Annotated in this window: 19 protein-coding genes; 5 read left to right on the top strand and 14 right to left on the bottom strand. The window is 46.9% G+C overall.

Annotation, left to right across the window (positions count from 1 at the left end; translation table 11 throughout):
• Positions 1–120 precede the first annotated feature (120 nt).
• The 12 genes from AC06MN_RS14230 to AC06MN_RS14175 form a co-directional block, all read right to left on the bottom strand.
• On the bottom strand, positions 121–711 hold the full coding sequence (locus AC06MN_RS14230) for a dual OB domain-containing protein (RefSeq protein ID WP_475673036.1): 591 nt from the start codon (positions 709–711) through the stop codon (positions 121–123).
• A gap of 1 nt (position 712) precedes the next feature.
• A complete protein-coding gene (locus AC06MN_RS14225) occupies positions 713–1,189 on the bottom strand; it encodes a DUF488 domain-containing protein (RefSeq protein WP_475673035.1) in 477 nt (158 codons plus the stop codon).
• Positions 1,189–1,749 carry a DUF488 domain-containing protein gene (locus tag AC06MN_RS14220; protein WP_475673034.1) on the bottom strand — a complete coding sequence of 187 codons (561 nt, stop codon included), beginning with the start codon at positions 1,747–1,749 and terminating at the stop codon, positions 1,189–1,191. Before AC06MN_RS14220 ends, AC06MN_RS14225 begins: the two co-directional genes overlap by 1 nt.
• A 338-nt stretch (positions 1,750–2,087) precedes the next feature.
• Positions 2,088–3,218, bottom strand: a complete 1,131-nt coding sequence (locus tag AC06MN_RS14215; protein WP_475673033.1) for an amidohydrolase family protein — start codon at positions 3,216–3,218, stop codon at positions 2,088–2,090.
• Positions 3,219–3,328: 110 nt separating this feature from the next.
• A complete protein-coding gene (gene nifJ, locus AC06MN_RS14210; RefSeq protein ID WP_475673032.1) occupies positions 3,329–6,865 on the bottom strand; it encodes a pyruvate:ferredoxin (flavodoxin) oxidoreductase in 3,537 nt (1,178 codons plus the stop codon).
• Positions 6,866–7,630: 765 nt separating this feature from the next.
• Positions 7,631–9,076, bottom strand: a complete 1,446-nt coding sequence (locus AC06MN_RS14205) for an Lcl C-terminal domain-containing protein (RefSeq protein ID WP_475673031.1) — start codon at positions 9,074–9,076, stop codon at positions 7,631–7,633.
• A 65-nt stretch (positions 9,077–9,141) separates the two neighbouring features.
• Positions 9,142–9,291 (bottom strand): hypothetical protein, encoded by a 150-nt coding sequence (locus AC06MN_RS14200; protein WP_475673030.1) that lies wholly within the window; start codon positions 9,289–9,291, stop codon positions 9,142–9,144.
• Between the two features lie 479 nt (positions 9,292–9,770).
• Positions 9,771–10,043 carry a PqqD family protein gene (locus tag AC06MN_RS14195; RefSeq protein ID WP_475673029.1) on the bottom strand — a complete coding sequence of 91 codons (273 nt, stop codon included), beginning with the start codon at positions 10,041–10,043 and terminating at the stop codon, positions 9,771–9,773.
• A 159-nt stretch (positions 10,044–10,202) separates the two neighbouring features.
• Positions 10,203–11,336, bottom strand: a complete 1,134-nt coding sequence (locus tag AC06MN_RS14190) for a nucleotidyltransferase domain-containing protein (RefSeq protein ID WP_475673028.1) — start codon at positions 11,334–11,336, stop codon at positions 10,203–10,205.
• A 99-nt stretch (positions 11,337–11,435) separates the two neighbouring features.
• Entirely contained in the window at positions 11,436–12,014 is a 579-nt protein-coding gene (locus AC06MN_RS14185; RefSeq protein ID WP_475673027.1) for a hypothetical protein, read from the bottom strand.
• A gap of 219 nt (positions 12,015–12,233) precedes the next feature.
• The gene (locus AC06MN_RS14180) at positions 12,234–12,542 is read right to left on the bottom strand and encodes a hypothetical protein (RefSeq protein ID WP_475673026.1); all 309 of its coding nucleotides are present in this window, start codon (positions 12,540–12,542) and stop codon (positions 12,234–12,236) included.
• A gap of 212 nt (positions 12,543–12,754) precedes the next feature.
• The gene (locus AC06MN_RS14175; protein ID WP_475673025.1) at positions 12,755–13,888 is read right to left on the bottom strand and encodes a hypothetical protein; all 1,134 of its coding nucleotides are present in this window, start codon (positions 13,886–13,888) and stop codon (positions 12,755–12,757) included.
• A 155-nt stretch (positions 13,889–14,043) separates the two neighbouring features.
• Here AC06MN_RS14175 and mrdA point away from each other — a divergent pair, with 155 nt between their 5' ends.
• From mrdA to AC06MN_RS14155, 4 genes are all read left to right on the top strand, one after another.
• A complete protein-coding gene (mrdA, locus tag AC06MN_RS14170; RefSeq protein ID WP_475673024.1) occupies positions 14,044–15,873 on the top strand; it encodes a penicillin-binding protein 2 in 1,830 nt (609 codons plus the stop codon).
• Positions 15,870–17,144, top strand: a complete 1,275-nt coding sequence (rodA, locus tag AC06MN_RS14165) for a rod shape-determining protein RodA (RefSeq protein WP_475673023.1) — start codon at positions 15,870–15,872, stop codon at positions 17,142–17,144. Before mrdA ends, rodA begins: the two co-directional genes overlap by 4 nt.
• A gap of 103 nt (positions 17,145–17,247) precedes the next feature.
• Positions 17,248–18,765 carry a lytic transglycosylase domain-containing protein gene (locus AC06MN_RS14160; RefSeq protein ID WP_475673022.1) on the top strand — a complete coding sequence of 506 codons (1,518 nt, stop codon included), beginning with the start codon at positions 17,248–17,250 and terminating at the stop codon, positions 18,763–18,765.
• A gap of 189 nt (positions 18,766–18,954) precedes the next feature.
• Positions 18,955–19,974, top strand: a complete 1,020-nt coding sequence (locus AC06MN_RS14155) for a DUF4837 family protein (RefSeq protein WP_475673021.1) — start codon at positions 18,955–18,957, stop codon at positions 19,972–19,974.
• On the opposite strand, the gene AC06MN_RS14150 is transcribed toward AC06MN_RS14155, so the two are convergent.
• Positions 19,946–20,314, bottom strand: a complete 369-nt coding sequence (locus AC06MN_RS14150) for a hypothetical protein (protein ID WP_475673020.1) — start codon at positions 20,312–20,314, stop codon at positions 19,946–19,948. The two genes, AC06MN_RS14155 and AC06MN_RS14150, sit on opposite strands and share 29 nt — an antisense overlap.
• Positions 20,315–20,396: 82 nt before the next feature.
• Between AC06MN_RS14150 and AC06MN_RS14145 the strand changes: the two genes are divergently transcribed.
• Entirely contained in the window at positions 20,397–20,834 is a 438-nt protein-coding gene (locus AC06MN_RS14145) for a type I restriction enzyme HsdR N-terminal domain-containing protein (RefSeq protein ID WP_475673019.1), read from the top strand.
• 82 nt (positions 20,835–20,916) lie between these two features.
• Here AC06MN_RS14145 and AC06MN_RS14140 read toward each other — a convergent pair whose 3' ends face one another.
• Complete coding sequence (locus AC06MN_RS14140) at positions 20,917–23,472, bottom strand: adenosylcobalamin-dependent ribonucleoside-diphosphate reductase (RefSeq protein WP_475673037.1); 2,556 nt, start codon at positions 23,470–23,472, stop codon at positions 20,917–20,919.
• Between the last annotated feature and the right edge of the window lie 306 nt (positions 23,473–23,778).

Raw genomic sequence — 23,778 nt, 5'->3', positions numbered from 1 at the left:
TTGGTAAGTTGCTTGCGCTCCGTTGCAGACAGACTTACCTCGTACTTCTGGATAGGCATAATCGTATCGTGTTGTATGTGACGCGGCAAAGATACGATTATTCTTTGTTTTATGCAATATTTAGATATTACAAAGTACTAGTGATAACCTTATCAAAGATTCTGAACGAATAATATTCTGAGCATCTGCTAATCCGACATAAGATACGTTATATCCGTACTGTCTTGAACCATCGTTATAATTAAAACGCACTTTCCCTTTAAAATCATTGCGTTTCAACTGTCTATCGCAAATCCAAAAACATGTACTATAATCAGGTACATCTTCGTCATTAATATACAACGTGCCGTATTGTGTACATTTTAGTTTACCTTCAAAACAATTTCGGATAGTTCCGGAAAACACAGGTACTTTAAATTGACGTAAAAGTTTTGCAAATTCTGTTACATTCCTTAACTCATTTTTCAGAACGCCAAGTTTGTTTCTGCATAACACATTTACATCTTCGACATGAGGTGCCGGTCGTTGATTTGACGAACAATAATCAGTTTCCCAAACATCCCAAATTTCGTACGGGCATTCATCTCGTAATTCATGATACCCATTTTCATCCAGCAAACGAACTGAACGTTCATTCTCAATATCAACACCTCCAACACAAACATTATCGTTTGCCATCTTGGTCTTTGAAACAATTAATACTTTACTCATATCATAAATGTTCTATTTCAAAATTATAGCGTTGTTTGAGTTCTTCCGCGACGATAGAACGATGACACGCACTTGCATACTGTTCAACACAAAAGAAAACAACCTGACTTGCCCCTATTTCATCCAGATATGACACCAGAGCATCAAAATTATAGTCTTCGATGTGTTTCTTATATTCTCTAATAAAAGTGCTACCAAGTTGTGTCCTGTCACGTTTGCGTTCTCCATTCGCAAGATCTACAGCTTTCTGTTTCTCTCGTATTTCTGATGTTGGTGCTAAATCAATAATATGACCGTATCTTATATCCATTTCTGCGAGTTTCGCTTGTAAATACTTGCTATTCACAAATGCGTATTCGCTTCCTCGGACTCCTCGACGCTGACGAATATCACAGAACGTATCAATATTATTTTTACTTAACTTGTCGAAGAACTGCTGTTCTGTTGAGCCATAGACTCCGATTGTATATATTTTCATCACAAATATGCTTTTTCTGATACAAATGTTTCTTCACCAAACAATGTTAAAGTGCCAAGTCCTTTTGTCAAAATTGCCATAACTGTTTCTTGCGATTGTATTTTCTCAACGCCCACAATATGATTTAGAGAAATCCCATACTTCAGCAATTCCTGTCCAATTAGTTTACTGCGATGGCATTTTCCTGGCTCGGATTCGCTACACATAATGGCAACTCTTAACCCTTTTTCCTCGGCAGTCAGCAACCTCATTAACCCCGCCTTAAAAAAATCTTTTTCTTTCACTTTTGCATAATCAATATGACCATCTGTATAGCATGAGGTATCACTAGGCATACCTCCAATCGAATCTCCCATATAAACATAGACATAACCTTTCTCCTGAAGAAGAAACTTCAGCATATCCTGATTAAACGAAGGATTCCACTTGGAATACGGTTTAGATCTTACATCTATAAGATATTGAATATTAAATGATTTAAGTTCTTTTTCGAACTCATCAAATGCCTTATTCCCATGTCCTATTGAATATAATGTTGATATGTTCTCTATGTTTTCCATCGTTAGTTTATTCTAATCGCTGCAAAAATAACACTTATTTTCAAATCTCGCCACACAAAAAAATCCGCCTCACTTTCGCAAGGCGGATTTCCCATTTTATTTGCTCAGGCAAATTACTTGTTTTCGCTCAGCTCCTTGTAGCCTTCGTAGCGGAGCTTAGCAAACTGTTCGGTCTTGGCGAAGAGTTACTTAGCTTCTTCCGGGAAGGTCTTCAGCAGTGAGTCTATTTGGACTTCTTAGTCACCATCTATTCTTCAAGGAAAATTCCTTCTGTGACGAATCAAACAGAGTCTAAATTATTTAAATTACAGTCTCCTATCAATTCGGAATGAAAAAACTTACTTCAGGATATAGGTCTCGGCATTCTTGTAAAGAATCTTGGCCTTGTCCTCATCGCTGATTGGTAGGTCCTTGACAAATTTGACAGCATCCCTGAAGTTCTCGTAAGGGAAATCGGTACCCAGCATAATATGGTCAATACCTATTTTGTTGATGGCGAACATAACCACACTCGGATCGAATATTCCGCTGGTAGTCATCATTATGTTATGCTGAAAATAGTATGTGAATGACTGTTTGCTCTTGTCATAAGGGTCCATTCCCGTTTCTTTTGCGTTGCCGAACCTATCATCCATCCTTGTCAGACAATAAGGGAAGAATTCGGCCATGTGGCCCAGAATCATCACAAGATTAGGATATTTGTCAAATATTCCATTCATAATCAGAAGTGTGGCGGTTCTTGTCACGTCAACGCCGAATCCTAATCCCGCTCCTCCTATATTCATTCCGAAACTGTTCAGATATGGAGTTGAAGGGTACTGCGGGTGAAGATAGAACGGGACTCCCAATTCTGCACATTTGGCAAGAATTGGTTCGAACTGTTCCTCGAAAAGGTAATGCCCACCGTAATTCGAGTGAGTGTGCCAGTATTTGAGACCGAGTTCTTTGACGGCCCTTTCCAGTTCTGCAACAGACTCTTCGACATATAAGGCCGGAAGACAGATTGACCCCTGATAACGGCCCGGATGACGTTTGATTGCAGCGGCTACAGCATCATTGGTCGCTCTAGCCAATCTGACGGCCTCCTCACGCGGAAGTTCTTCAATGCCTTGACCGGCAGAAAGTACAGCAGTACTTACACCGGCATCATCCAGTTCGGCAATCCTGATGTCATCAAGGTCTGTAACGATATCTACCAATTTCCGACCCTTTGCAAGGTCCGATTGATTGAAGCTTTGAGGAATATCAATAGGAATGAATGAGGTTCCGGAATAGCAGATACCTAACCCTTCCTTATAATATGGATATTCCGTTCTGGATTTCACATAATCTATGTAGTCAGGATGAATGAAATGGTGCTCAAGGTCAATGGCCTTGCTGAGGTCAACATTTTCTGCAGATTTACATCCGGCAAATACACAAAGCGCAACACATAGCACTGGAGAAATGAAAATTGATTTTTTTGTCATAGTCATTAGTGTCCACTAAAAATTCACAAAAATTCTTTGAAAATAATGATGTCAAATTAATATGAAAAAAGAGGGTGCATAAGCACCCTCTTGGAGTTAATAATTCAAAATTATTCGCTCAGCTTCTTGTAGCCTTCGTAGCGGAGCTTAGCAAACTGTTCGGTCTTGGCGAAGAGTTCCTTGGCTTCTTCCGGGAAGGTCTTCAGCAGTGAGTTGTAACGGACTTCACCCATGATGAACTGCTGGAACTTGCTCCAGTCTGGTTCCTTGCTGTCGAGGTGGAAGCCGTTCTGGCCAGCTTCTTCCTCTTCTGGGTTGAAGTGCCACAGATGCCAGTAACCACATTCGACGGCGAGCTTCTCTTCGAGTTGTGAGTGGCCCATGCCAATCTTAATGCCGTGGTTGATGCAAGGTGCGTAGCAAATGATCAATGATGGTCCGTGGTAAGCTTCAGCTTCCTTGATTACCTTGAAGTACTGAGCCTGTGAAGCGCCCATAGCGACTTGTGCCACATAGACGTAACCGTAGCTCTTGGCAATCATGCCGAGGTCTTTCTTGCGAACCTTCTTACCTGAAGCGGCAAACTTAGCGACAGCACCAGCTGGAGTAGCCTTTGATGACTGACCGCCAGTATTTGAATACACTTCAGTATCGACGACGAGAACGTTGACATCTTCGCCAGAAGCCAAAACGTGGTCTAAGCCGCCGAAGCCGATATCGTAAGCCCAACCGTCACCGCCGAAGATCCACTGGCTCTTCTTGGTGAGGTGATCCTTGAGGTCGATGATTTGTTTGCAGTAGTCGCAGCTGCAAGCTTCGCAAGCAGCAACAATCTTAGGAGCCAGTTCCATAGTCTTGACGCCGTCTTCGCGGTTGTCAATCCATTCCTGGAACATAGCCTTCAGTTCTGCTGAGCAGCACTGGCAGTTGGCGATGGCTTCCTTCATGATGCGTTCAACGCGGTCGCGCATCTTGCGGGTAGCGGTAGCCATACCGAGGCCGAATTCAGCATTGTCTTCGAACAGTGAGTTAGCCCAAGCCACACCCTTACCGCTTCTGTTGTTCTTGCAGTATGGAGTTGCAGGAGCTGAACCGCCGTAGATTGATGAGCAACCTGTTGCGTTGGCAATCATCATTCTTTCGCCGAACAACTGGGTGAGGCACTTGATGTAAGGTGTTTCACCGCAACCAGCGCAAGCGCCTGAGAACTCAAACAGAGGCTGAGCGAACTGGCTGTTCTTCACGTTGGCGAACTTGTCAATCATGTTATCCTTGTAGGTGACTTTCTTCTGGCCATATTCCCAGTTCTCTACTTCAGCCATCTGGCTTTCGAGAGGTTTCATCACCAATGCCTTTTCCTTGGCAGGGCAGATGTCGGCGCAGTTGCCGCAACCTGTGCAGTCGAGGACTGAAACCTGCATACGGAAGTGCATGCCTGCCAATTCCTTAGGCATCTTCATGTCGGCTGCCTTCATGCCAGCAGGAGCTGCTGCCATTTCAGCATCGGTCATAACCACTGGACGGATAGCTGCGTGAGGGCAAATCAGTGAGCACTGGTTGCACTGGATGCAGTTGGCAGGATTCCATTCAGGAACCACGGTGGCGACGCCACGCTTTTCGTAAGCGGTGGTGCCAGCAGGGAATGTGCCATCGATGATTTCCTTGAAGGCGCTCACAGGCAGGTCGTTACCGCACTGAGCGACCATCGGACGCATCACCTTATTAATAAAGTCAGGATCGTTAGCGCTGTGCTGGAAGACGAAGTCGGTGCTGCAAGGCAGTTCAGCCCATTCAGCAGGGATTTCAACCTTCACGATTTCACCGCCACGGTCAACGGCTGCATAGTTCATGTTGACGATGTCTTCACCCTTCTTGCCATAGCTCTTCACGATGAACTTCTTCATCTGTTCAACGGCGAGGTCGTAAGGAATAACGCCAGAAATCTTGAAGAATGCGCTTTGGAGGATGGTGTTGGTGCGGTTGCCAAGGCCGATTTCAGCAGCAATCTTAGTAGCATCGATGATGTACATGTTGATCTTGTGGAGGGCGAGATACTTCTTCACGAAATCAGGCAGGTTGTTCTTGGTTTCCTCAACGCTCCATGGTGAGTTGTAAAGGAATGTGCCATTGTCTTTCAGACCTCTCAGGCAGTCATACTTGCTGAGGTATGAAGGAACGTGAACAGCGACGAAGTCAGGAGTACCGACGAGGTAAGGAGCCAGAATAGGCTGGTCACCGAAACGAAGGTGTGAGCAGGTGTAACCGCCTGATTTCTTCGAGTCGTAGTCGAAATAAGCCTGGCTGTATTTGTTGGTGTTGTCACCAATGATCTTGATGGAGTTCTTGTTAGCACCCACAGTACCGTCAGCGCCAAGGCCGTAGAACTTAGCCTCGAAGGTTCCCTTTGGAAGGATTGAGAACTCAGGAAGGATAGGCAGCGACTTGAAGGTAACGTCATCGACGATACCGACAGTGAACTGGTTCTTTGGCTCGGCAGCTTCCATGTTCTGGAACACTGAGAGGATGTGAGCAGGAGTGGTGTCCTTTGAAGAGAGACCGTAACGGCCGCCAACGATGACAGGCTTGTTCGGGCAGTTCTTGAAGGCTTCGACGACATCCAGATAGAGAGGATCGCCGTTTGCACCTGGTTCCTTGGTACGGTCGAGGACCGTAATCTTCTTGACGGTCTTAGGAAGAACGTCAAACAGATACTTCACGCTGAATGGACGATAGAGGTGTACGTTGACCATACCGACCTTCTTGCCTTCGGCGTTCAACTTGTCAACAACAGTGCGAACCACATCGTTGATTGAACCGATGGAGATGATGATGTTTTCAGCATCCGGAGCACCATAGTAGCAGAAAGGAGCATATTCACGGCCCGTGATCTTGCTCATTTCCTTCATGTACTTGGCAACGATGTCAGGAATAGCATCGTAGTATGAGTTCTGTGCTTCGCGTGTCTGGAAGTAGATGTCAGGATTCTGAGCAGTACCGCGTGTTACAGGGTGTTCAGGATTCAGGGCACGCTTGCGATATTCGTTCAAGGCTTCCCAGTTGACGAGCTTAGCGACTTCGTCCTGGTCGGTGGCTTCAACTTTCTGGATTTCGTGTGAGGTACGGAAACCGTCGAAGAAGTGCAGGAAAGGCACGCGGCCTTCGATGGCTGCGAGGTGAGCGACTGGAGCCAAGTCCATGATTTCCTGGACTGAGCTGGTAGCCAGCATGGCGAAACCGGTCTGACGGCAAGCCATGACGTCGGCGTGGTCACCGAAGATTGACAAAGCCTGAGCTGCCAATGCACGGGCCGAAACATGGAAAACGCCCGGGAGCAATTCGCCGGCGATTTTGTACATGTTAGGGATCATCAGCAAGAGACCTTGTGATGCTGTGAAGGTGCTTGTGAGGGCACCGGCTTGCAATGAGCCGTGGACAGCGCCAGCAGCGCCGCTTTCAGCCTGCATTTCGACAACGCGAACATTCTCGTTGAAGATGTTTTTTCTGCCGCCTGCGCTCCATTCGTCAATGTACTCGGCCATTGGTGATGAAGGCGTGATAGGATAGATGGCGGCGACTTCGCTAAACATGTATGCGACGTGCGCAGCAGCGCAGTTACCGTCACAAGTCATGAATTTTTTTTCTGCCATAATTATTTAAATATTTGAGAATTAGTTGTTTAATTGATAATTTATCTTTCTTGACACGTTTGTGGTCGAAATTTTCGACCGCAAATCACGCAACTCACTATTTATCAGTTGCTGTCCATTTCTTTTTTATATATCGCAATTCCTACTTAGGAATTTGGCGGCAAAGATAGGCTTTTCGCTGCAAATAGACAAAATAAAAGGTGTAAAAATCAAGAAAGACGTTTTTTCGATACTTTTTCCGAAGTTATTCCGATAATTTTTCCGAAATCACAAATTGCCACATATCGCAAGTGCTATCTATGGAATAAAATGATTCGCGAGATACATGGAGGCAAACAACTCCGTTCCCGCTCCGTACCAACTCCCTACTTCGTCCAATGCTTGACCAATGTTCGCCCAATGCTCGTCCAATCTAAGGAATTGGATGAGCTATGTATCAAGCAGATGCGATTATTGTTACAAACACAGCCTTGTCTGCTTTTATTCCGCTCGCATTGCTTGCGGAAACCATTAGATTCCGCCTCTCCGTGACGAAATGGAGAGAGTAAATTGGGAGTAAATTTCCCGAGTAAATTTCCCGAGTAAATTTTCTTCCTCCACGTATCACGCGTATCGCAAGTATCATTGTATAAAGATACGCGAGATACTTGGAGACAAAAAGTGGAGACAAAAAAGGCCTCACCCCGAAAACGAAGTGAGACCTTGACTTTGAGTTATTGCGTCGCTCCTCTGCGGCGCGTGAAGGGTAAGTGTGCAAACGGGCGACTAACGCACGAGGCGAACGGCGAAGCCGTTGATCCGAGCGTCGCCGTACACGGCCGCGTAGCCCGAACTGAAGTACACGCTGTACGCGTAGCCCTCGTAGCCCTCGTCGTCCTCGTAGCCCCCGCCGGGAGTACCCGACCAGTAGCTGCCGAACGAGCCGACATCGTGCACGAACGGCCCGACGCGGCCGCCTGCGGCGGGGAGGAAGACAGCGCCAGCATCCGCTAAAGCTGACCGCGTAGTGATATCGGAGGCAGTGGCAGACGAGCCGTCGGGAAGGATCACGAGGCCCGACACACTGACGTCCGAAAGGGTCACCAAAGCCCACAGGCTTGACGCATCGTCGCGGGTGTACAAAAGGTAGTCCCATTCCGCATTGCTGAGCGTGTGCCAAGTATTAGCCGCATAGTCGCCTATGGCAAGGCCGCCCCAGTCCTTGAAGTCGCCGGAATAGTCACTGTTGCCCTGCGAGGTGCTCATGCCGTAGGTGGCAGAACCCGTGCTGCCACTCCACCCGAACAGACCCCAGTGGCCGGCAGGAGTGCCGTCTGTCGTCACGCTGCCGGCGATGCAGCTGTTCTTGCCTTCGTACGTGCGGAAGTCCCACTGGTTGGCCTCGAACTGCCATGAGCTGCCGTCCCAGTACAGGTTGCCCGGCGCGAACTCGACGGTTATCGGTTTGTCGCCATCCATGCCGACGGTGAACTTCGGTGTGGTCGGTTCAATCACAATGGCATCGCCGGTTCCAGCTCCTTCGGCACCTGCTTTCGTGTAGAAGACGTTCTTTTCAAGCTTCCAGGTCTTCGTGGCGGTCTTGCCGTTGCAGGTGATGGTGTATTCCGTTGAGGTTTCGTTTGCCGGAACTGCCACGAACACGGCCTTACCTTCTGATGATGCAACGTCTGTCACCGATGCAACGGTTGCTCCATTGGCGGCTATGGTCATTGCGCCTGTTGTTCCCAATGCGCTCACGTCGAGCTTCAGCACGGCGTATTGGAGTTCCATGGTCACGTTGTAGTTACCGTCGTCCTGCCACTGTGACGTGCCTACAAAATGGTTGTTTCCCTTTATCCAAGCTGCACAGCCATCGGCGGCACCTGTCTGATTTGCATAACTTGAAGGAGCGCTGCCTATCGTGAACACGACGTCGCCGCTACCTTTCGTAATGTCGCCTTCAAAGGTAGCATTTGGGGTTCCAACGCCGCTTTTGTAGGTAAGCGTACCTGATGCGCCGCCCGAAACGGTAATGCTTTCATTGCCATCCCATGTGAGGTTCAGGGCTGCCGATGCAAATGCGCCGCTTACTTTCGAGCCGTCGTTGCCGTTGTTGGCCGTCAGCACGACGTGCTGCTTCTCGCCGCTCTGCACGGGTTCTTCCTGCTTCTTGCACTGTGAAAGTCCGAGCACCAGTGCCAATGCTGATAAAATCAAAGTTACTTTTTTCATCGTGATTAAAGTGTTGAGTTGTTGAGTTGTTTAATTGTTGAGTTGTTGAATAGTGTCAAGGCACATTAGAGGCCGCCAGAACCTACGCCGAGGCCGAAGCCTTTGGCTCCGCCGCCCGATGCGCAAAGCACGCCTTGGTTGATGATTTCGACGCTCTCCGTCTTGGGAGCTGCGTACACTTGCCCGCGAAGGGCGATTTTGTTTTCTACTTTCATAGTGATTAAAAGTTTGTTAATGAATAGGTTAATTGTATGTTGAACTGTTAGTTCGTTTATTCGTTTATCTGTTGACGCCTTGACTGTTTGACTGCGAGGCTGCGGTACATAGACGCAAAAAAGCCATACGCAAAGGCGCACAGCTTCGCTATGTAAGACAATTGGAAAAGCCTACGGCTTTCCGTAAAACATTGAGTATCAGTGATATATATATATATATATATGCTGCAAATGCTTGATATTCATCAAGTTATATCCGTTTTTGGAAATCAGGCAATTATTCGTCATGTCGCATTTGCAGGTTTTGTATTTGGGGTGCAAAGGTAAGGAATTAATTGATATGATGGAAAAAATATTTAGATTCCGCTGCGCTTCGCTTGCGGGAATGGAGCGAAATCATAATGCAAACAGCGGCGGTGGCTACTGTAAGCTATTAGAATGCCGTGTCTGCCGCCGCTTGCCATGTAGAGAGAAAAAAATCACTCGTCAGCGATGATGCCAGCCTGTTTCCATTCATCGATGGTGACAGCCGCATCGTGGGCTGCCTGTTCCCTGCCAATTTCGCACTCGTTCATCAGGAGTTCCGTCAAAGTCTCGGTAGAGAACTCACAATCCTGTACTTCCTGAAAGAGGAAGGCTGCCGTTGCGTTCATCGAGACCATTCGGTTAAAATCCACTTGTTTTACGCTTTCGGCCATGATAATGTATTGCTTTCCCAAAGGACGCAATCTCAATCCTTCAATTATTCTCATAAGTAACTGTTTAAAATTATACTACAATAAATGGGCACAGGATTTCGAGACTGCGAGGCTGCGGGATGCCTTGTATCCTCGTATTCCCGTGACCTCGATGTCTCGTTTTCAATATGTAAACTAATTTTGCCCACTTACTTATACCTATTAATCAAATCTTTAAAGTTTCCCCTTCAAATATTTTGGCAGCTTGCGCAGATAGAAACGGAATTTCTTGGCGGCTTCGCGACAGGCCAGTCCGAAAGAGACGCAACACAATTTTTCGGAATCAGAAAAAACGACGCGCAAGCCGTTTTTCACACGGGTAAAGACATTCACCTTGATTTTTTCCGATGGGTTCCATGCACCTGCGAAATTACCTTCCTTCCACACATACTCCAGCACCTTTAAGGCTTTTTTCTCAAACGAAGGGTCGAAAAACGGCATCTCTTCCTTTGGCAAGCCCAAAGCGGATACAGCTATGCAGCCGAAAGTCTTCCAAGGCTTCATCAGGTCAAGATTTTCGAGATAGGATTTCAGCTCATCCAAATCCAAAACTCCATAAAACGAATGAAGCAGCAGCGTCCAGTCGCAGAGCTGACGGAAGCCCACGCCTGTTTCCAAAAAATGATGCCAAGCATGGCGAAACACATAGAACGCATTGAACGTGTCGGATGGCAAACTGACATAAGTGCCATCGAAATCAACACGATGCAGATTTTCCGACAAGCCTTTCCGCTCAATCTCGCGATAGAAAGCATTATCTTTGGCATCGTGCAAAATGGCGCTCACCCGATGCAGTTCAATGATAAGGTCGCCCTTCTCAATATTATAATGCATCTGCTTTTCGTTCTCCATGCCCCAGTTCCAGAAATCGGTCATCTCGCGCATGGCGGCACAGCCTTCGTGATAATTCTTCTCACCCACATACAAATCGATATCGCCACACTGCCGAAATTCAGGAAAAGGATAGTTGAGTGCCAAACCGCTACCTTTAAGCAGAACCGGTTCAATGCCGCGGGCACGCAATAATCCGACAGCCCGTTTCATTGTTTCGTTCAAACGAGTGAACTGACTGCTGTTTTGTCCCATGATGCTGAGCAATGACAATCGCATTTCAGGCGAAGGCGCATTGACACCTTCCATCTGCATAGCCGACTGACAAATCATAGCGAGGGTTGACTGCTTCTCAGCCACGCTAAACACGTTCTCCCAATCCACTCGCCCATCCACCACGGGGAGTTCATCCCAAAGCGAAGCCCTGAGCAAAGCCAGATAAGCGTTACGAATTGAGATGTTGGTAGTATTTTTCATAATATGCATATTTCCCTATTCCTAACATCATGTAAGAAAATGCAAAAGTACGACAAAAAACAATAGTTCCTTCGCTTCCCGAAAACGAATTTTCAGGCCTTAGAATTCCACAAACGGATCGTTGACATATTTCACGAAATCGCCATGCTCGAAATAGATATACCTGTACCAGTTGATTGCTGCGTTTCTCTCGTAGTTTTCCTTTCCGATGAGGTCGGCGAAAAACAATTCATGAAGCTCGCTGCACTTGTCGGTGCCGTAATAACGCTCGTTGGCCACAAGCAAGGGATGCGACTTCAGGCTTCCGATTTGCGAGAAGCAATCCCAAAAGTATTCCGTTACCACGAAAAACTCCATGCCGTGCTCATCGCAAAAATACTGCATCGCACTCAAAGGATGGCAAGCATCAGCCGAGCAATGCGGATCCCAGTAATAGACAAGCACCTTGTCGTATTGCGTGATGCAGTTTTTCAGTTGTTCTCCGCTAACCGCATACACAAGACTGTCGTTCTCAAGGTCGCAAATCGATTTGTCTTCCGTTGTCCAAACCACTTTCTGTTGTTCTTCCAGGCTCAAATCCCGTTCAAAATGCATCTTATGGCCAACAATATTGACGAAGCAGCCATTAAGGCACGACAGGCAAGCCAACGACACAATGATTTTTGAGAAAGATTTCATGTCAAGATAACATTTGCCATCATTTTCTAAATTCCTACTTGGAAATTTGCTTGCAAAGGTATGCTTTTCGTGGGAAATAGCAAAGAAGAAAATGAGATTTTAAGGGGCTGTTTCGATTTGGATGGTTTTATGACGCATACATAGGTGACGGAAGTGAAAAACGTATGGAGAATTGCGAAATTGAATTCATTGCCAATTCTCCTTCCAGACACATATAATTCAAATCAGGGCAATGGCAAGTACGATAAAGACAATCGCTAAAACCACAAACACGCATATTAGCACATTGTCCCTATCCTTTGCATTTTTGAACATATTGGTCTTGTAGGCAATCAAGCGGCCAATAAAATAAGCTGCCATAACGAGCATGTACAGAAAGACAGTGAAGGTGAATTGCGTCCAATCGAACAACTTATCCTTGCCAAAAGCCAAACCACATAGCAAATTGGCAACAGCTGTGCTCACCAGAATCGTTCCCATTCCAATCAAGAAATGTCTGATTGGCTTTTCTTTCCCATTTTGTTTCATATCATTTCATTATAGATTACATTCCGATGATAATCATTGCCGTTACAGCAACAAATTCTATTGCAAAGGTATGCTTTTGGTGGGAAATAGCAAAGAAGAAAATGAGATATATGAAAAAAGTAGAGACGGTTGGTTTCGTCTCTACTTTCTCTGTGAAATGCCTGTTCGCAATAAGTCTTGTAAAACCGACCTAACCAAACTCTTGCATGCAATTATTGGATTGGCAGTTCGAATTCTTGCTCTACTTCTGAATCGATGGCATCCGTTGAAATGAGAATTTGCAGGGTGCCACTCGCTTCAGGATACTCTCTGCAAACCGCTTTCAGTATTTCCACCATCTCGGTCGCGTCGTCGGCATAGCATATTCTTTGGGCTTCAATTTCAACCATCTTTTCGTAAAGGGCTGATCTCAGATTCTCATAATTGATGCCGTTTTTAATATGACAGCCTCTCATTAATGGAGCAGGGTTTACTCTGCATGAGCCGACTTTAGTTGAAGTAAGGAAGCCATCTGTTGAAACCATCAGATTGCAACTGGTATTGATACAGCGGTTATTATAAACATTTACAATTGAATCCTCGGCATATTTCAGGGCTTCTTCGTCAGTGGCAAAAGTCTTGGCGGCCATTCCTGTTGTTGCCTCATTGAAAGCCTTGTTGATTCTGTTGAAGCCATAAACGAATGCTGGTTCCCGACGTTCCAGACGATATTGCTTTTTGGCTTCAATTGTCCATGTCTTCACTTCGGTAAAGGTCTTGCCGTAGTCGTTTGACTTGCTGACAGCAATGCTCCCGAAAAGATTCCAATTTGCATACTTGTCCATAAGCGAATTGACGGAATCAATTACAACATTATCAGTTAAATCAGCAATTCCGTCTAACCTTTCAACGACATCTATCAACTCTCTTCTAAAATGTGTTGAATCTTCTCCCCTAAGATCCGACAGATATTTATATGTGTTCTGTTGCAACGTGACTTTTATGGTTTCTGTTTTTTCTACGACATCGTTTTCATTAAGTTTTTTGAAGATGAGATCGCCGTGTAAAAATCCATTGCTAAACTTTTGGGCAAATGAATTGATTATGGCAAGCATTCTTTCCTCTTTGTCCTTTACGGCAATCGTGGAGTCTTTGATGATGATTTCACAGTCGTACCAAATACTATCAAGGTCATGTGAGTAAATGCTGCCATCAATGTAATCGTGGCCTTCGAGTTTCTGCACTGTGGATTCCAAAACGTAATGTAAGTATTCTTCTTGTTCTTGTGGTTGCGTTTCTTTGTCTTTCTTGCAACCTGCCGTCACTAATGCGAGGACGGCCATCGCGCATAATAATAATTTACGCATGTCTGTTTTTGTTTTTAAGTTGATAATTAATTTCGGGCGGCAAAAGTACAAAACTTTTCATTCAGCTTTTGAATTATCGTCCCCCCAAAAAAAACTCATAGCACAACTTGCTATCTGATTTTTTCATACTACCTTTGCACTTTCCAAAATTGGTTATGGGAACAGGAAATAAAAATCTGAGTAACAGACACATTCTCGTCATGGGCATTTTCATTGCCGTTGGCGTGGTTTATATCATCAAGTTGTTTTCACTGCAAGTCTTAGACAGGCACTACAAGCAGCTGGCCGACAACAACGCCTTGCGCTTTGTGACGCAGTATCCGGCACGCGGCAAAGTGTTTGACCGAAACGGTGAACTTCTGGTTTATAACGAAGCGGTCTACGACTTGCTCGTTGTGCCGAAGCAAGTCAAGGACATCGACACCATGTACTTCTGCCGCCTTTTGAGCATCAGCAAGGAATCGTATATCGAGCGCATTACGAAAGCCAGGAACTATTCCTTGCTGAAATCGTCGGTTTTCCTGTCGCAGATTTCCAAGGAGGATTATTCGCATGTGGCCGAGGTGCTCTATAAGTTTCCGGGCTTTTATTTTCAGACCCGAACCTTGCGCCATTATCCCAATTCGATTGCTGCCCACACTTTGGGCGACATCGGCGAAGTTGGGCAGGCACAGCTCGATGCCGACCCATATTACAAAATGGGCGACTATGTGGGCAAGTCGGGCTTGGAAAAATCGTATGAGAAAGAACTTCGTGGCGAAAAGGGGCTGAAAGTGGTCATGGTGGATGTCCATAACCGCGAAATGGGCAGTTTCATGGATGGCGAAATGGATGAGGACCCTGTGGCGGGCAAGGATATTTATTTAGGCATGGATGCCGAACTGCAGGCCTACGGCGAAAAACTGATGCACGGAAAAATCGGCTCCATCGTGGCCATTGAACCTTCTACGGGTCAGATACTTGCCTTCGTTTCCAGTCCGACCTATGACCCGAATCTTTTGGTTGGCCGTGAACGTGGCGCAAACTACAAGGCCTTGCAGGAAGACCCGATGAAGCCTTTGCTGAACCGTGCCATCAACGGAACTTATCCTCCTGGTTCCACCTTCAAGACCGTCATCGGCCTGATTGCCTTGCAAAGCGGCAGCATCACGCCGGCAACGCAGTTCCATTGCAGCGGACCGGGTTCGTTGCCTATCAAATGCACCCACCATCACGGCGGCTCGCCCGATTTCGCCAATGCCATCATGAATTCGTGCAACCCTTATTTCTACGAATCGTTCAAGGCAACCATCAACAATCCGAAGTTCGGCAACATTAAGAACGGCTATCAATATTGGAAAGACATGACCTACAAAATGGGGCTGGGGCATAAGTTCGACACGGATATTCCTTACGAACTTTCGGGCAACATCCCATCGCGCGAATACTACGACAAGATGTACAACGGGCAATGGAATTCAGTGACAATCCGCTCATTGGGCATCGGTCAGGGCGAAGTATTACTCACGCCTTTGCAACTGGCCAACATTGCAGCCACCGTTGCCAACGAAGGCTACTATTATCCGCCGCATCTCATCAAGTGTTTCGGCGACACCACAGCCATTCCCGAGGTGATGACTACAAAGGTTGAAACTGGCGTCGAGGCACGGCATTATAAAGTCATCAAGGCAGGAATGCGCACCGTGTTTTCGGGTCCGGCGGGTACAGCGCGACGCTTCGAGGTGCCTGCTTTGGAGCAATGCGGCAAGACGGGAACCGCGCAAAATCCGCACGGCAACTATCACTCTAATTTCGTGGCCTTTGCGCCGATGAGCAATCCGAAAATCGCCTTGGCGGTCATCATCGAAAACGGCGGTTACGGTGCCACTTGGGCGGCTCCTATCGCCAGCCTGATGATAGAGAAATACCTCACAGGCGAGACTACACGTCCCGACCTCGAACAACGCATGATGGAAGGTGTAATCAATTATAAGAACGAGAGATGAACGACGACAGAAACAGCATAATAGGAAAAATCGACTGGGTCACGGTGCTGATTTACCTGGCCTTGGTCCTGATTGGTTGGTTTAGCATTTTTTCAGCGAAATATGATGAACTGCACCCAAGCATTTTCGATATGTCGCAAGTGTATGGCAAGCAGTTGATTTGGATTGGCATTGCCTTGTTTTTAGGCTTTTTGGTCCTGCTTCTCGATGCAAAAGTCTTTACCGGATTTTCCATTTTCATCTACATAGCGGTGATGTTCGCCTTGGTCGCTGTATTGGTCTACGGCAAGGCCACCAAAGGCGCCACTTCGTGGATCGATTTGGGCGGCGGCATCAAGTTCCAGCCTTCCGAGTTTGCGAAATTGGGCACGGCTTTGGCGCTTTCGAGCGTGCTGAGCCGCTTGGATGCCGATTTGAGGAAGCCAAAGACCCGCTTTTTGGTCTATCTCGTCATCTTCATTCCGATGGCTTTGGTCTTGCTGCAAAACGATACAGGTTCGGCCATCGTGTTCGTTTCGTTCATTTTGGTTTTGTACCGCGAAGGCTTTCCGTTTGCCGGAATGATCATGCTGCTCGGCGTGGCAGCGGTCTTGCTGTTCATTTTCACCTTGCTTTGGGGACAAAAAGTGATGTACATCATTTTAGGCTCTCTTTTGGTGCTAACCATTCTGTTCCGCCTGATTTCGAAAAAACGCGGCATCTTGCAGGCCATCGCCATTTATGCTTGTCTTTTCGTTTTTGTCTTTTCGGTCAACTTCGCCTTTTTCGAGGTCTTGCAAGACCATCAGCGCACCCGTATCGAGGTTTTGCTTGGCATGAAGGAAGACCTGAAAGGTGCGGGCTACAATGTGCATCAGTCGAAGATTGCCATCGGTTCGGGCGGACTGATGGGCAAAGGTTTTCTTGAAGGCACGCAAACCAAATACGATTTCGTTCCCGAACAGCATACCGACTTCATTTTCTGCACGGTAGGCGAAGAAGGCGGTTTCAAGGGAACCTTGGTCGTGGTGCTGCTTTATGTCGCACTTTTGGTACGGATCATTTATTTGGCCGAACGGCAACGCTCCGATTTCGGAAGGATTTACGGCTACAGCATTGCCGGCATCATTTTCGTGCATTTCGCTATTAATATAGGTATGACCATCGGCCTGATGCCCGTCATCGGCATTCCCCTACCCTTCCTCAGCTACGGCGGCTCAAGCCTGATGGCATTTACCATCATGCTGGCCATTTTCGTGAAATTCGATGCCAGCAGGATGAAGAACTACTGATGACTTTTTTGCCAATTTGCAGCATATTTGCCTGCTGAAATTGGGATTTTTATTACTTTTGCCATTTATAAATCGTTTCGAAAACTCATAAAACATTGCCTTTATGAAGTGTAAACTGCTGTTAATTGGATTTTTGCTTTGTGTCGCTTCCGTGCTTTCGGCCCAGTCGGTCGATCCGGACAGCCTTAATTATTTGAATGAACAAGAAATCGAGGATTTGAATTCGGGCAAAGCCATCGTTGATGAATCAGCGGTGATGGAAATGCTTGAAATGGTGAGTAATATCAGTTATTTCCGCGATGTTTACCTTGATATAGACACGGCGAAAATGAACATTTACCGTTACGACAAAAACTATATTCCGTATTTCGACGACAGCATTTACATGAAACGCATCGAGGCCTTGGCGCACGAATCAACGATTCCTTTCACCTATAACAAGCATGTCAAATCGTTTATCGACCTGTATGCCAACCGCTTGCGCCAGCAGTCAAGCAAGATGTTAGGATTGTCATACGTCTATTTCCCGATGTTTGAGGAAATGCTCGACAAGTACAATCTTCCCCTCGAACTGAAATACTTGGCCATGGTTGAATCAGCCCTAAACCCGACGGCAGGCTCTAAAGCCGGTGCCAAAGGCTTGTGGCAGTTCATGTTGGGCACAGGAAAGGATTACAATCTGAAAGTCAACACTTTGGTTGATGAACGATTCGACCCTTTGAAAGAGACCGAGGCTGCCTGCCAGTATCTGCAGAGCCTTTACGCACGTTATGAAGACTGGTTTCTGGTTCTGGCGGCCTACAACTGCGGTCCGGGCAATGTGAACAAAGCCATCATGAAAGCCCGTGGCGTTCAGAATTACTGGGCCATCTGGCCTTATCTGCCCAAGGAAACGCGCGGCTACGTGCCAGCTTTCATCGCCGTGGCATACGTGATGAATTACGCCACCGAACACAATATTTATCCGCAGAATCCGGGCTTGCTTTTGCACGGCACCGACACCGTGACAGTTCACGATTACCTCACTTTCGACCAGCTGAACGAAATGCTTGGCGTAGCATCAGAAGATGTAAAGTTTTTCAATCCACAATACACGAAAAACATTATTCCTGCCACGAGAACCAACACTTATTCATTGCGCCTCCCGACGAAATACACCTTGCTTTTCGTTCAATTGGAGGACAGCATTTACAGCCACAAGTCGAAAGCTGAAGTGCGCGAGGAAATTGTCGAGGAAAAGGTCAAGGAGGTGAGCGAGAGCATCACACACACAGTGAAAAAAGGCGAGAGTTTAGGAAGAATTGCCAACAAATATCATGTCTCGGTCAGCAACATCAAGAAATGGAACAACCTGAAAAAAGACGTCATTTCCGCCGGACAAAAACTCGTGATTTACACTTCGGGTGCTCCTATGGCTCAAGTTGGAAAGAGTACAGGTAAGGGAACGGACGAATCGGCATCATCAAGCTCATCGAAGCCCAAGACCCATGTAGTGAAGAAAGGCGAAACCTTAAGCTCCATTGCCAAAAAGAACCATTGTACGGTCAATGAACTGAAGAAATGGAACGGCATTAAGGGCAACAACATTCAGGCCGGACAGAAATTGAAGATTAAAAAGTGATAAAGTGGAAAGTGTTAAAGTGATAAAGTGGAAAGGTGAATGGTGAAAAGTGGAAAGTGTTAAAGTGTTAAAGTGAAAAGGTGAAAATGGTGAATGGTTAACCGACAACTGATAACTGATAACTGATAACCGACAACTGATAACTGACAACCGATAACTGACAACTGACAACTAATTAATAAATCGAATATGAAAAGGAACATTATGGTATTGGCGGCTTTGCTTTTGGCTTTTGCCGTCACTTCTTGCGAAGAAAAGCAACAGACAAGCCGTAAGGACCGCTCGGCGGGCGGCACTTCCGAAATCCTTATCGTCACGCAGAATGACGAACAGTGGAACGGCATGATTGGCGATAGCATCCGCTATTATTTTCTTGATTATCAGTACGGCTTGCCACAGCCTGAATCGATGAACGATTTAGCTCATGTCAACGTGTCAGGTTTTTCCGATATGTTCAAGAAGCATAAATGCATTATTGAAGTTGAAATCAATCCTGAAATGGAAAAGGCCGTCACCGAAACGGCGGCTGACTTATGGGCGGCTCCGCAACGTTATGTGAAAATCGCGGCACCAAGCCGCACGGCATGGGTGGAACAGTTTGAAAGCCAGAAGGAAACCTTCAAACTATGGTTCGACCAAGTGGAACGCACACGCATCATGAATGTGTTCCGTCCGTCGGTAGATAATGATGTGGTGAACGCCATTGGCAAGAAATTCGGCTTCACGCTGACGGTTCCGCAAGGCTTCTATATCGGCAAGGATGAAACCGATTTCATGTGGATCCGCAAGGAACTGGAACGCTCGAGCGCCTGCATCTTGATTTATCAGACACCTTATTTGGATACGGCTCAATTCAGCAAGGAGAGCCTCGTGGCTTTCCGCGACCGCATGTTAAAACAGCATATTCCTGGCCCATTGGAAGGTTCATACATGAAGACGGAAACCGAATTTGTCCCGCCAATGCTGACATACGCCTCCGATTTCCCGACCGATTATGCCCTTGAGCTGCGTGGCATGTGGTGCGTTGAAAACGATTTCATGGGCGGACCTTTCGTGTCGTATTCCTTTGTGAATCCGAACACGAACAATTTGGTCACGGTGGAAGGCTACTATTACGAGCCGAACCAGAAAAAGCGCGACCAGATGTTGCAGCTTGAAGCTATTCTTTACAGCCTGAAGTTCACTGAATCTTCCGGTAATCAACAGTGATTTTGCCAAAAGGCGAGGCCTCCGCAGTGGTGATGCCGTTTTCGGTGATGGTGCCGAAAGCTTTGCCATTGAGCAGGATTTGTGCGCCTTCGACGGAGAATTTCCCCTTTATCGTGTCGCCTTGGCTGATGAAAGTCAGCGTGGAATCGGCTGCAATGATGAGCAGGTTTTCCTTTTCGATGATGCCGGTCTGTTTCACGATTTCGGGTGTGCTGAGCCGTTCATCGAAGTCGACGGCAACCTTTTCGGCTTTCCAAGTGCCTGTCAATGTGCCGTTATTCCTTTGGCATCCCAAGCAGGAAAGCAAAATGGCCGTGGCGATAAGAATGGATTTTTTCATGTGATGAAACTGATTGTTGCTGCAAAAATAAGAGTATTTCGCCATTATTGTTATTTTTGCACAGTTTTAATACAGATTTCCCATGCCCCAACTTCAATGGTATAAGACCAAGACGGAAAACGAAAGGACGCTCGTTTTTGACCCTTTGCGGAAAAAGTATGTTGCCTTGACGCCCGAAGAGGAAGTGAGGCAGCAGATCCTGCATTATTTGGTGGAAAACCTTTCGGTTCCGGCAGGTTTGCTGGCAGTGGAGTATTCCATTCAGGTAAACGGTCTGGATAAGCGTTGCGATGCCGTGGTTTTCAGCAACGACATGCAGCCGCTGATGATTGTGGAGTGTAAGGCTAAAAACGTGAAAATCACGCAAAAGACCCTCGACCAGGCTGTGTGCTATTATTCGGCCTTGCAGCCGCGTTTTCTTTTGCTTTTCAATGGTCAGGATTGTTTTTGCTTCAAAGTGCAGGATAATGCCCTACAAATCATGGATCATCTGCCGGATTATCAGGAAATGAAGCAATGAAAAAAGCCGCCGACTTTCGCCGGCGGCCACCATTATGAAGATAAAAAAACAACTGTTGTTTCCAAAAGTTTCTGATTGATTATCAGCCACATTTCGAGTGGCCGCAGTTGGTGCAGAGCATGCAGCCATCCTGATAGATGATGCTGTTCTGACCGCAGCTCGGACAAACCTTGCCAACCACCTTGGTGCCATCGGCCACATAGCGCTTCAGGGCGCGGGCGATGCCGTTCTTCCAAGTGTTGATGTTGTCTTCCTCAACGTTGAGGTTCTGCACCAGTTCGATGACATAATGAATCGGCATACCGTGGCGCAAGATGCCCGAAATGAGCTTGGCATAGTTCCAATATTCCTTGTTGAACGAGCGCGAAAGGCCTTTCATGATGACTTCGTAGCCGTCCTTGTCGAGATATTGGAAATCGTAACGCGAAGGTTTGCCTTGCGCTTTTTCCTTGATAATGATACCCTTCTCGACGTAAGGCGGCAGGTAGAAGTCTTCAGCCTTGCCGAGGAAGATTTCGTAAGGTCTGTTATGAAGAATGCCCACGAAGGCAATCCATTTTTCATTGTTGTTGAGGAAACGCACCACGTCGCACACCAGTTCTTTCGGACGCTGTGGTGCTGTGGTTTCCTTGATGTCGTCAGGACGTTTACCATTGCCGGTTTGTGCCTTGTTTTCTTTCTTTTCATCCTTTGAAATCAAGACGCCGTCGCGGGAGCCGTCACGATAAATCGTCATGCCTTTGCAGCCGCTTTCCCATGCCGTCTGGTAAATCTGGCTCACCAGTTCTTCGGTGGTCTCCTTCGGCACGTTGACGGTGACGCTGATGGAATGGTCGACCCATTTCTGCATACTACCCTGCATTTTCACCTTGCTCACCCAGTCGATGTCGTTCGATGTGGCTTTGTAATAAGGTGACTTCGCTATGATTTCGTTCAGTTTTTCGTCATCATAGTTCATCACTTCCTCAACGTTGTAGCCGTTCACTTCAAGCCAAGTGAGGAATTTGTGATGGAACACGTTGTATTCTTCAAACGAATTGCCCATGGCATCGGTGAATGCGATTTTCACATCCTTGTCGCTCGGATTGACTTTGCGGCGACGCTTGTAAGCCACCATGAAGACCGGTTCGATGCCCGAAGTGGTCTGGGTGCAGAGACTGACGGAACCCGTTGGGGCAATGGTCAGCATGGCGATGTTGCGGCGGCCTACGCGGCGCATCTTCTGATAGAGGTCTTCGTCCAAAGCGCGCAAGCGGTTGATGAAAGGATTCTTTTCTTCGCGATGGGCATCATAGATTTGGAATGCGCCTCTTTCCTCGGCCAAAGTGACCGATGAACGGTATGCATTGTAAGCCAAAAGTTTCTGGACCTCAGTCGAGAAAGTGATGGCTTCATCGGAAGCATAGCGTTTGCCAAGAGCGGCCAGCATGTCGCCTTCGGCGGTGATTCCGATACCCGTGCGGCGACCTTGCAGACACTTTTCCTTGATGTTTTTCCAAAGGTTGGTCTCGATGCGTTTCACTTCGGCATCTTCAGGGTCGGAGTTGATTTTATTCAGAATGGCATCCACCTTTTCGATTTCGAGGTCGACGATATCGTCCATCATGCGTTGGGCGATGGCCACGTGCTTGGTGAAAAGCTGGAAATTGAAACGGGCCTCCGGCGTAAACGGCTTTTCGACATAACTGTAAAGGTTGATGGCGAGCAAGCGGCAGCTGTCGTATGCGCAAAGCGGGATTTCGCCGCAAGGGTTGGTGCTCAAGGTCTTGAAGCCCAAATCGGCATAGCAATCCGGAATGGATTCGCGTGTGATGGTGTCCCAAAACAGCACGCCAGGCTCAGCCGACTGCCAGGCGTTGTGGATGATTTTGTTCCACAACTGGCGGGCGTTGATTTCCTTTTTATATAAAGGTGTATTCGAATCGATAGGATATTGCTGCACGAAAGGTTTGTCTTCGCGGACGCACTGCATGAACTCATCGGTGATGCGGACCGAAACGTTGGCATTGGTGATTTTGCCTTGCGTCATCTTGGCATCGATGAAAGCCTCCGAATCGGGGTGCTTGATGCTGATGCTCATCATAAGGGCACCACGACGGCCATCCTGTGCCACTTCCTTGGTGGAGTTGGAATAACGTTCCATGAAAGGCACCACGCCGGTTGAGGTCAGGGCGCAGTTCTTGACGGGGCTGCCCGTCGGACGGATGTGCGACAAATCGTGGCCGACACCGCCGCGGCGTTTCATCAGCTGCACCTGCTCCTGGTCGATTTTCATGATGCCGCCGTAGGAATCGGAACAGCCTTTGTTGCCGATTACAAAGCAGTTGGACAAGGATGAAATCTGGAAATTGTTGCCAATGCCAGCCATTGGGCTGCCTTGCGGCACAATGTAACGGAAATCCTTCAGCACTTCGTAGATTTCCTCTTCGCGCATAGGGTTCGGATAGTTTTTCTCGATGCGGGCGATTTCGCGCGCAATACGATGATGCATCTCGTCAGGGGTCAGCTCATAAATGTTGCCATCGCTGTCTTTCAAAGCATATTTGTTGGCCCATACGTCGCCAGCCAAAGCGTCGCCATGGAAATATTCCTTGGCTGCAGCCTTCACTTGGTCGGCGGGATAAATCGTGTATTCCATTTCGGTTCTTTCTTCCGCTTTCGGCGCAGTTTCGGTTGTTGCGTCGTCAGCAATTTCTTTTTCAACAAGTTGCACGTCCTCCTGTTGACCAAGCTTTTCTTCGTCAAAAGTAGTATTGCTTCTGTAATTCACCATTTTAGCATGATTGTCTTCGCTATCTGATTTATTATCAGCGTCTTGCATCATGTTAAATAGGTCAAGCTCATTGTCGACTTGAGTATGGTTTGCTTTCATTATGTTGAAAATTAGATTTTTACAAACAAAAATGAAGCGAGATTTTCCTTCCCGTTTCGGGTTGCTAAATTA

Source organism: Candidatus Limimorpha sp. (genome assembly GCF_056203535.1).
This window is presented reverse-complemented; position numbering and strand designations above follow the sequence as displayed.

Excerpts from the sequence above, each read along its gene's own strand:
- AC06MN_RS14230 (WP_475673036.1), bottom strand. The coding sequence starts at position 711 with ATGAGTAAAGTATTAATTGTTTCAAAGACCAAGATGGCAAACGATAAT.
- AC06MN_RS14225 (WP_475673035.1), bottom strand. The coding sequence starts at position 1,189 with ATGAAAATATATACAATCGGAGTCTATGGCTCAACAGAACAGCAGTTC.
- AC06MN_RS14220 (WP_475673034.1), bottom strand. The coding sequence starts at position 1,749 with ATGGAAAACATAGAGAACATATCAACATTATATTCAATAGGACATGGG.
- AC06MN_RS14215 (WP_475673033.1), bottom strand. The coding sequence starts at position 3,218 with ATGACAAAAAAATCAATTTTCATTTCTCCAGTGCTATGTGTTGCGCTT.
- nifJ (WP_475673032.1), bottom strand. The coding sequence starts at position 6,865 with ATGGCAGAAAAAAAATTCATGACTTGTGACGGTAACTGCGCTGCTGCG.
- AC06MN_RS14205 (WP_475673031.1), bottom strand. The coding sequence starts at position 9,076 with ATGAAAAAAGTAACTTTGATTTTATCAGCATTGGCACTGGTGCTCGGA.
- AC06MN_RS14200 (WP_475673030.1), bottom strand. The coding sequence starts at position 9,291 with ATGAAAGTAGAAAACAAAATCGCCCTTCGCGGGCAAGTGTACGCAGCT.
- AC06MN_RS14195 (WP_475673029.1), bottom strand. The coding sequence starts at position 10,043 with ATGAGAATAATTGAAGGATTGAGATTGCGTCCTTTGGGAAAGCAATAC.
- AC06MN_RS14190 (WP_475673028.1), bottom strand. The coding sequence starts at position 11,336 with ATGAAAAATACTACCAACATCTCAATTCGTAACGCTTATCTGGCTTTG.
- AC06MN_RS14185 (WP_475673027.1), bottom strand. The coding sequence starts at position 12,014 with ATGAAATCTTTCTCAAAAATCATTGTGTCGTTGGCTTGCCTGTCGTGC.
- AC06MN_RS14180 (WP_475673026.1), bottom strand. The coding sequence starts at position 12,542 with ATGAAACAAAATGGGAAAGAAAAGCCAATCAGACATTTCTTGATTGGA.
- AC06MN_RS14175 (WP_475673025.1), bottom strand. The coding sequence starts at position 13,888 with ATGCGTAAATTATTATTATGCGCGATGGCCGTCCTCGCATTAGTGACG.
- mrdA (WP_475673024.1), top strand. The coding sequence starts at position 14,044 with ATGGGAACAGGAAATAAAAATCTGAGTAACAGACACATTCTCGTCATG.
- rodA (WP_475673023.1), top strand. The coding sequence starts at position 15,870 with ATGAACGACGACAGAAACAGCATAATAGGAAAAATCGACTGGGTCACG.
- AC06MN_RS14160 (WP_475673022.1), top strand. The coding sequence starts at position 17,248 with ATGAAGTGTAAACTGCTGTTAATTGGATTTTTGCTTTGTGTCGCTTCC.
- AC06MN_RS14155 (WP_475673021.1), top strand. The coding sequence starts at position 18,955 with ATGAAAAGGAACATTATGGTATTGGCGGCTTTGCTTTTGGCTTTTGCC.
- AC06MN_RS14150 (WP_475673020.1), bottom strand. The coding sequence starts at position 20,314 with ATGAAAAAATCCATTCTTATCGCCACGGCCATTTTGCTTTCCTGCTTG.
- AC06MN_RS14145 (WP_475673019.1), top strand. The coding sequence starts at position 20,397 with ATGCCCCAACTTCAATGGTATAAGACCAAGACGGAAAACGAAAGGACG.
- AC06MN_RS14140 (WP_475673037.1), bottom strand. The coding sequence starts at position 23,472 with ATGGAATACACGATTTATCCCGCCGACCAAGTGAAGGCTGCAGCCAAG.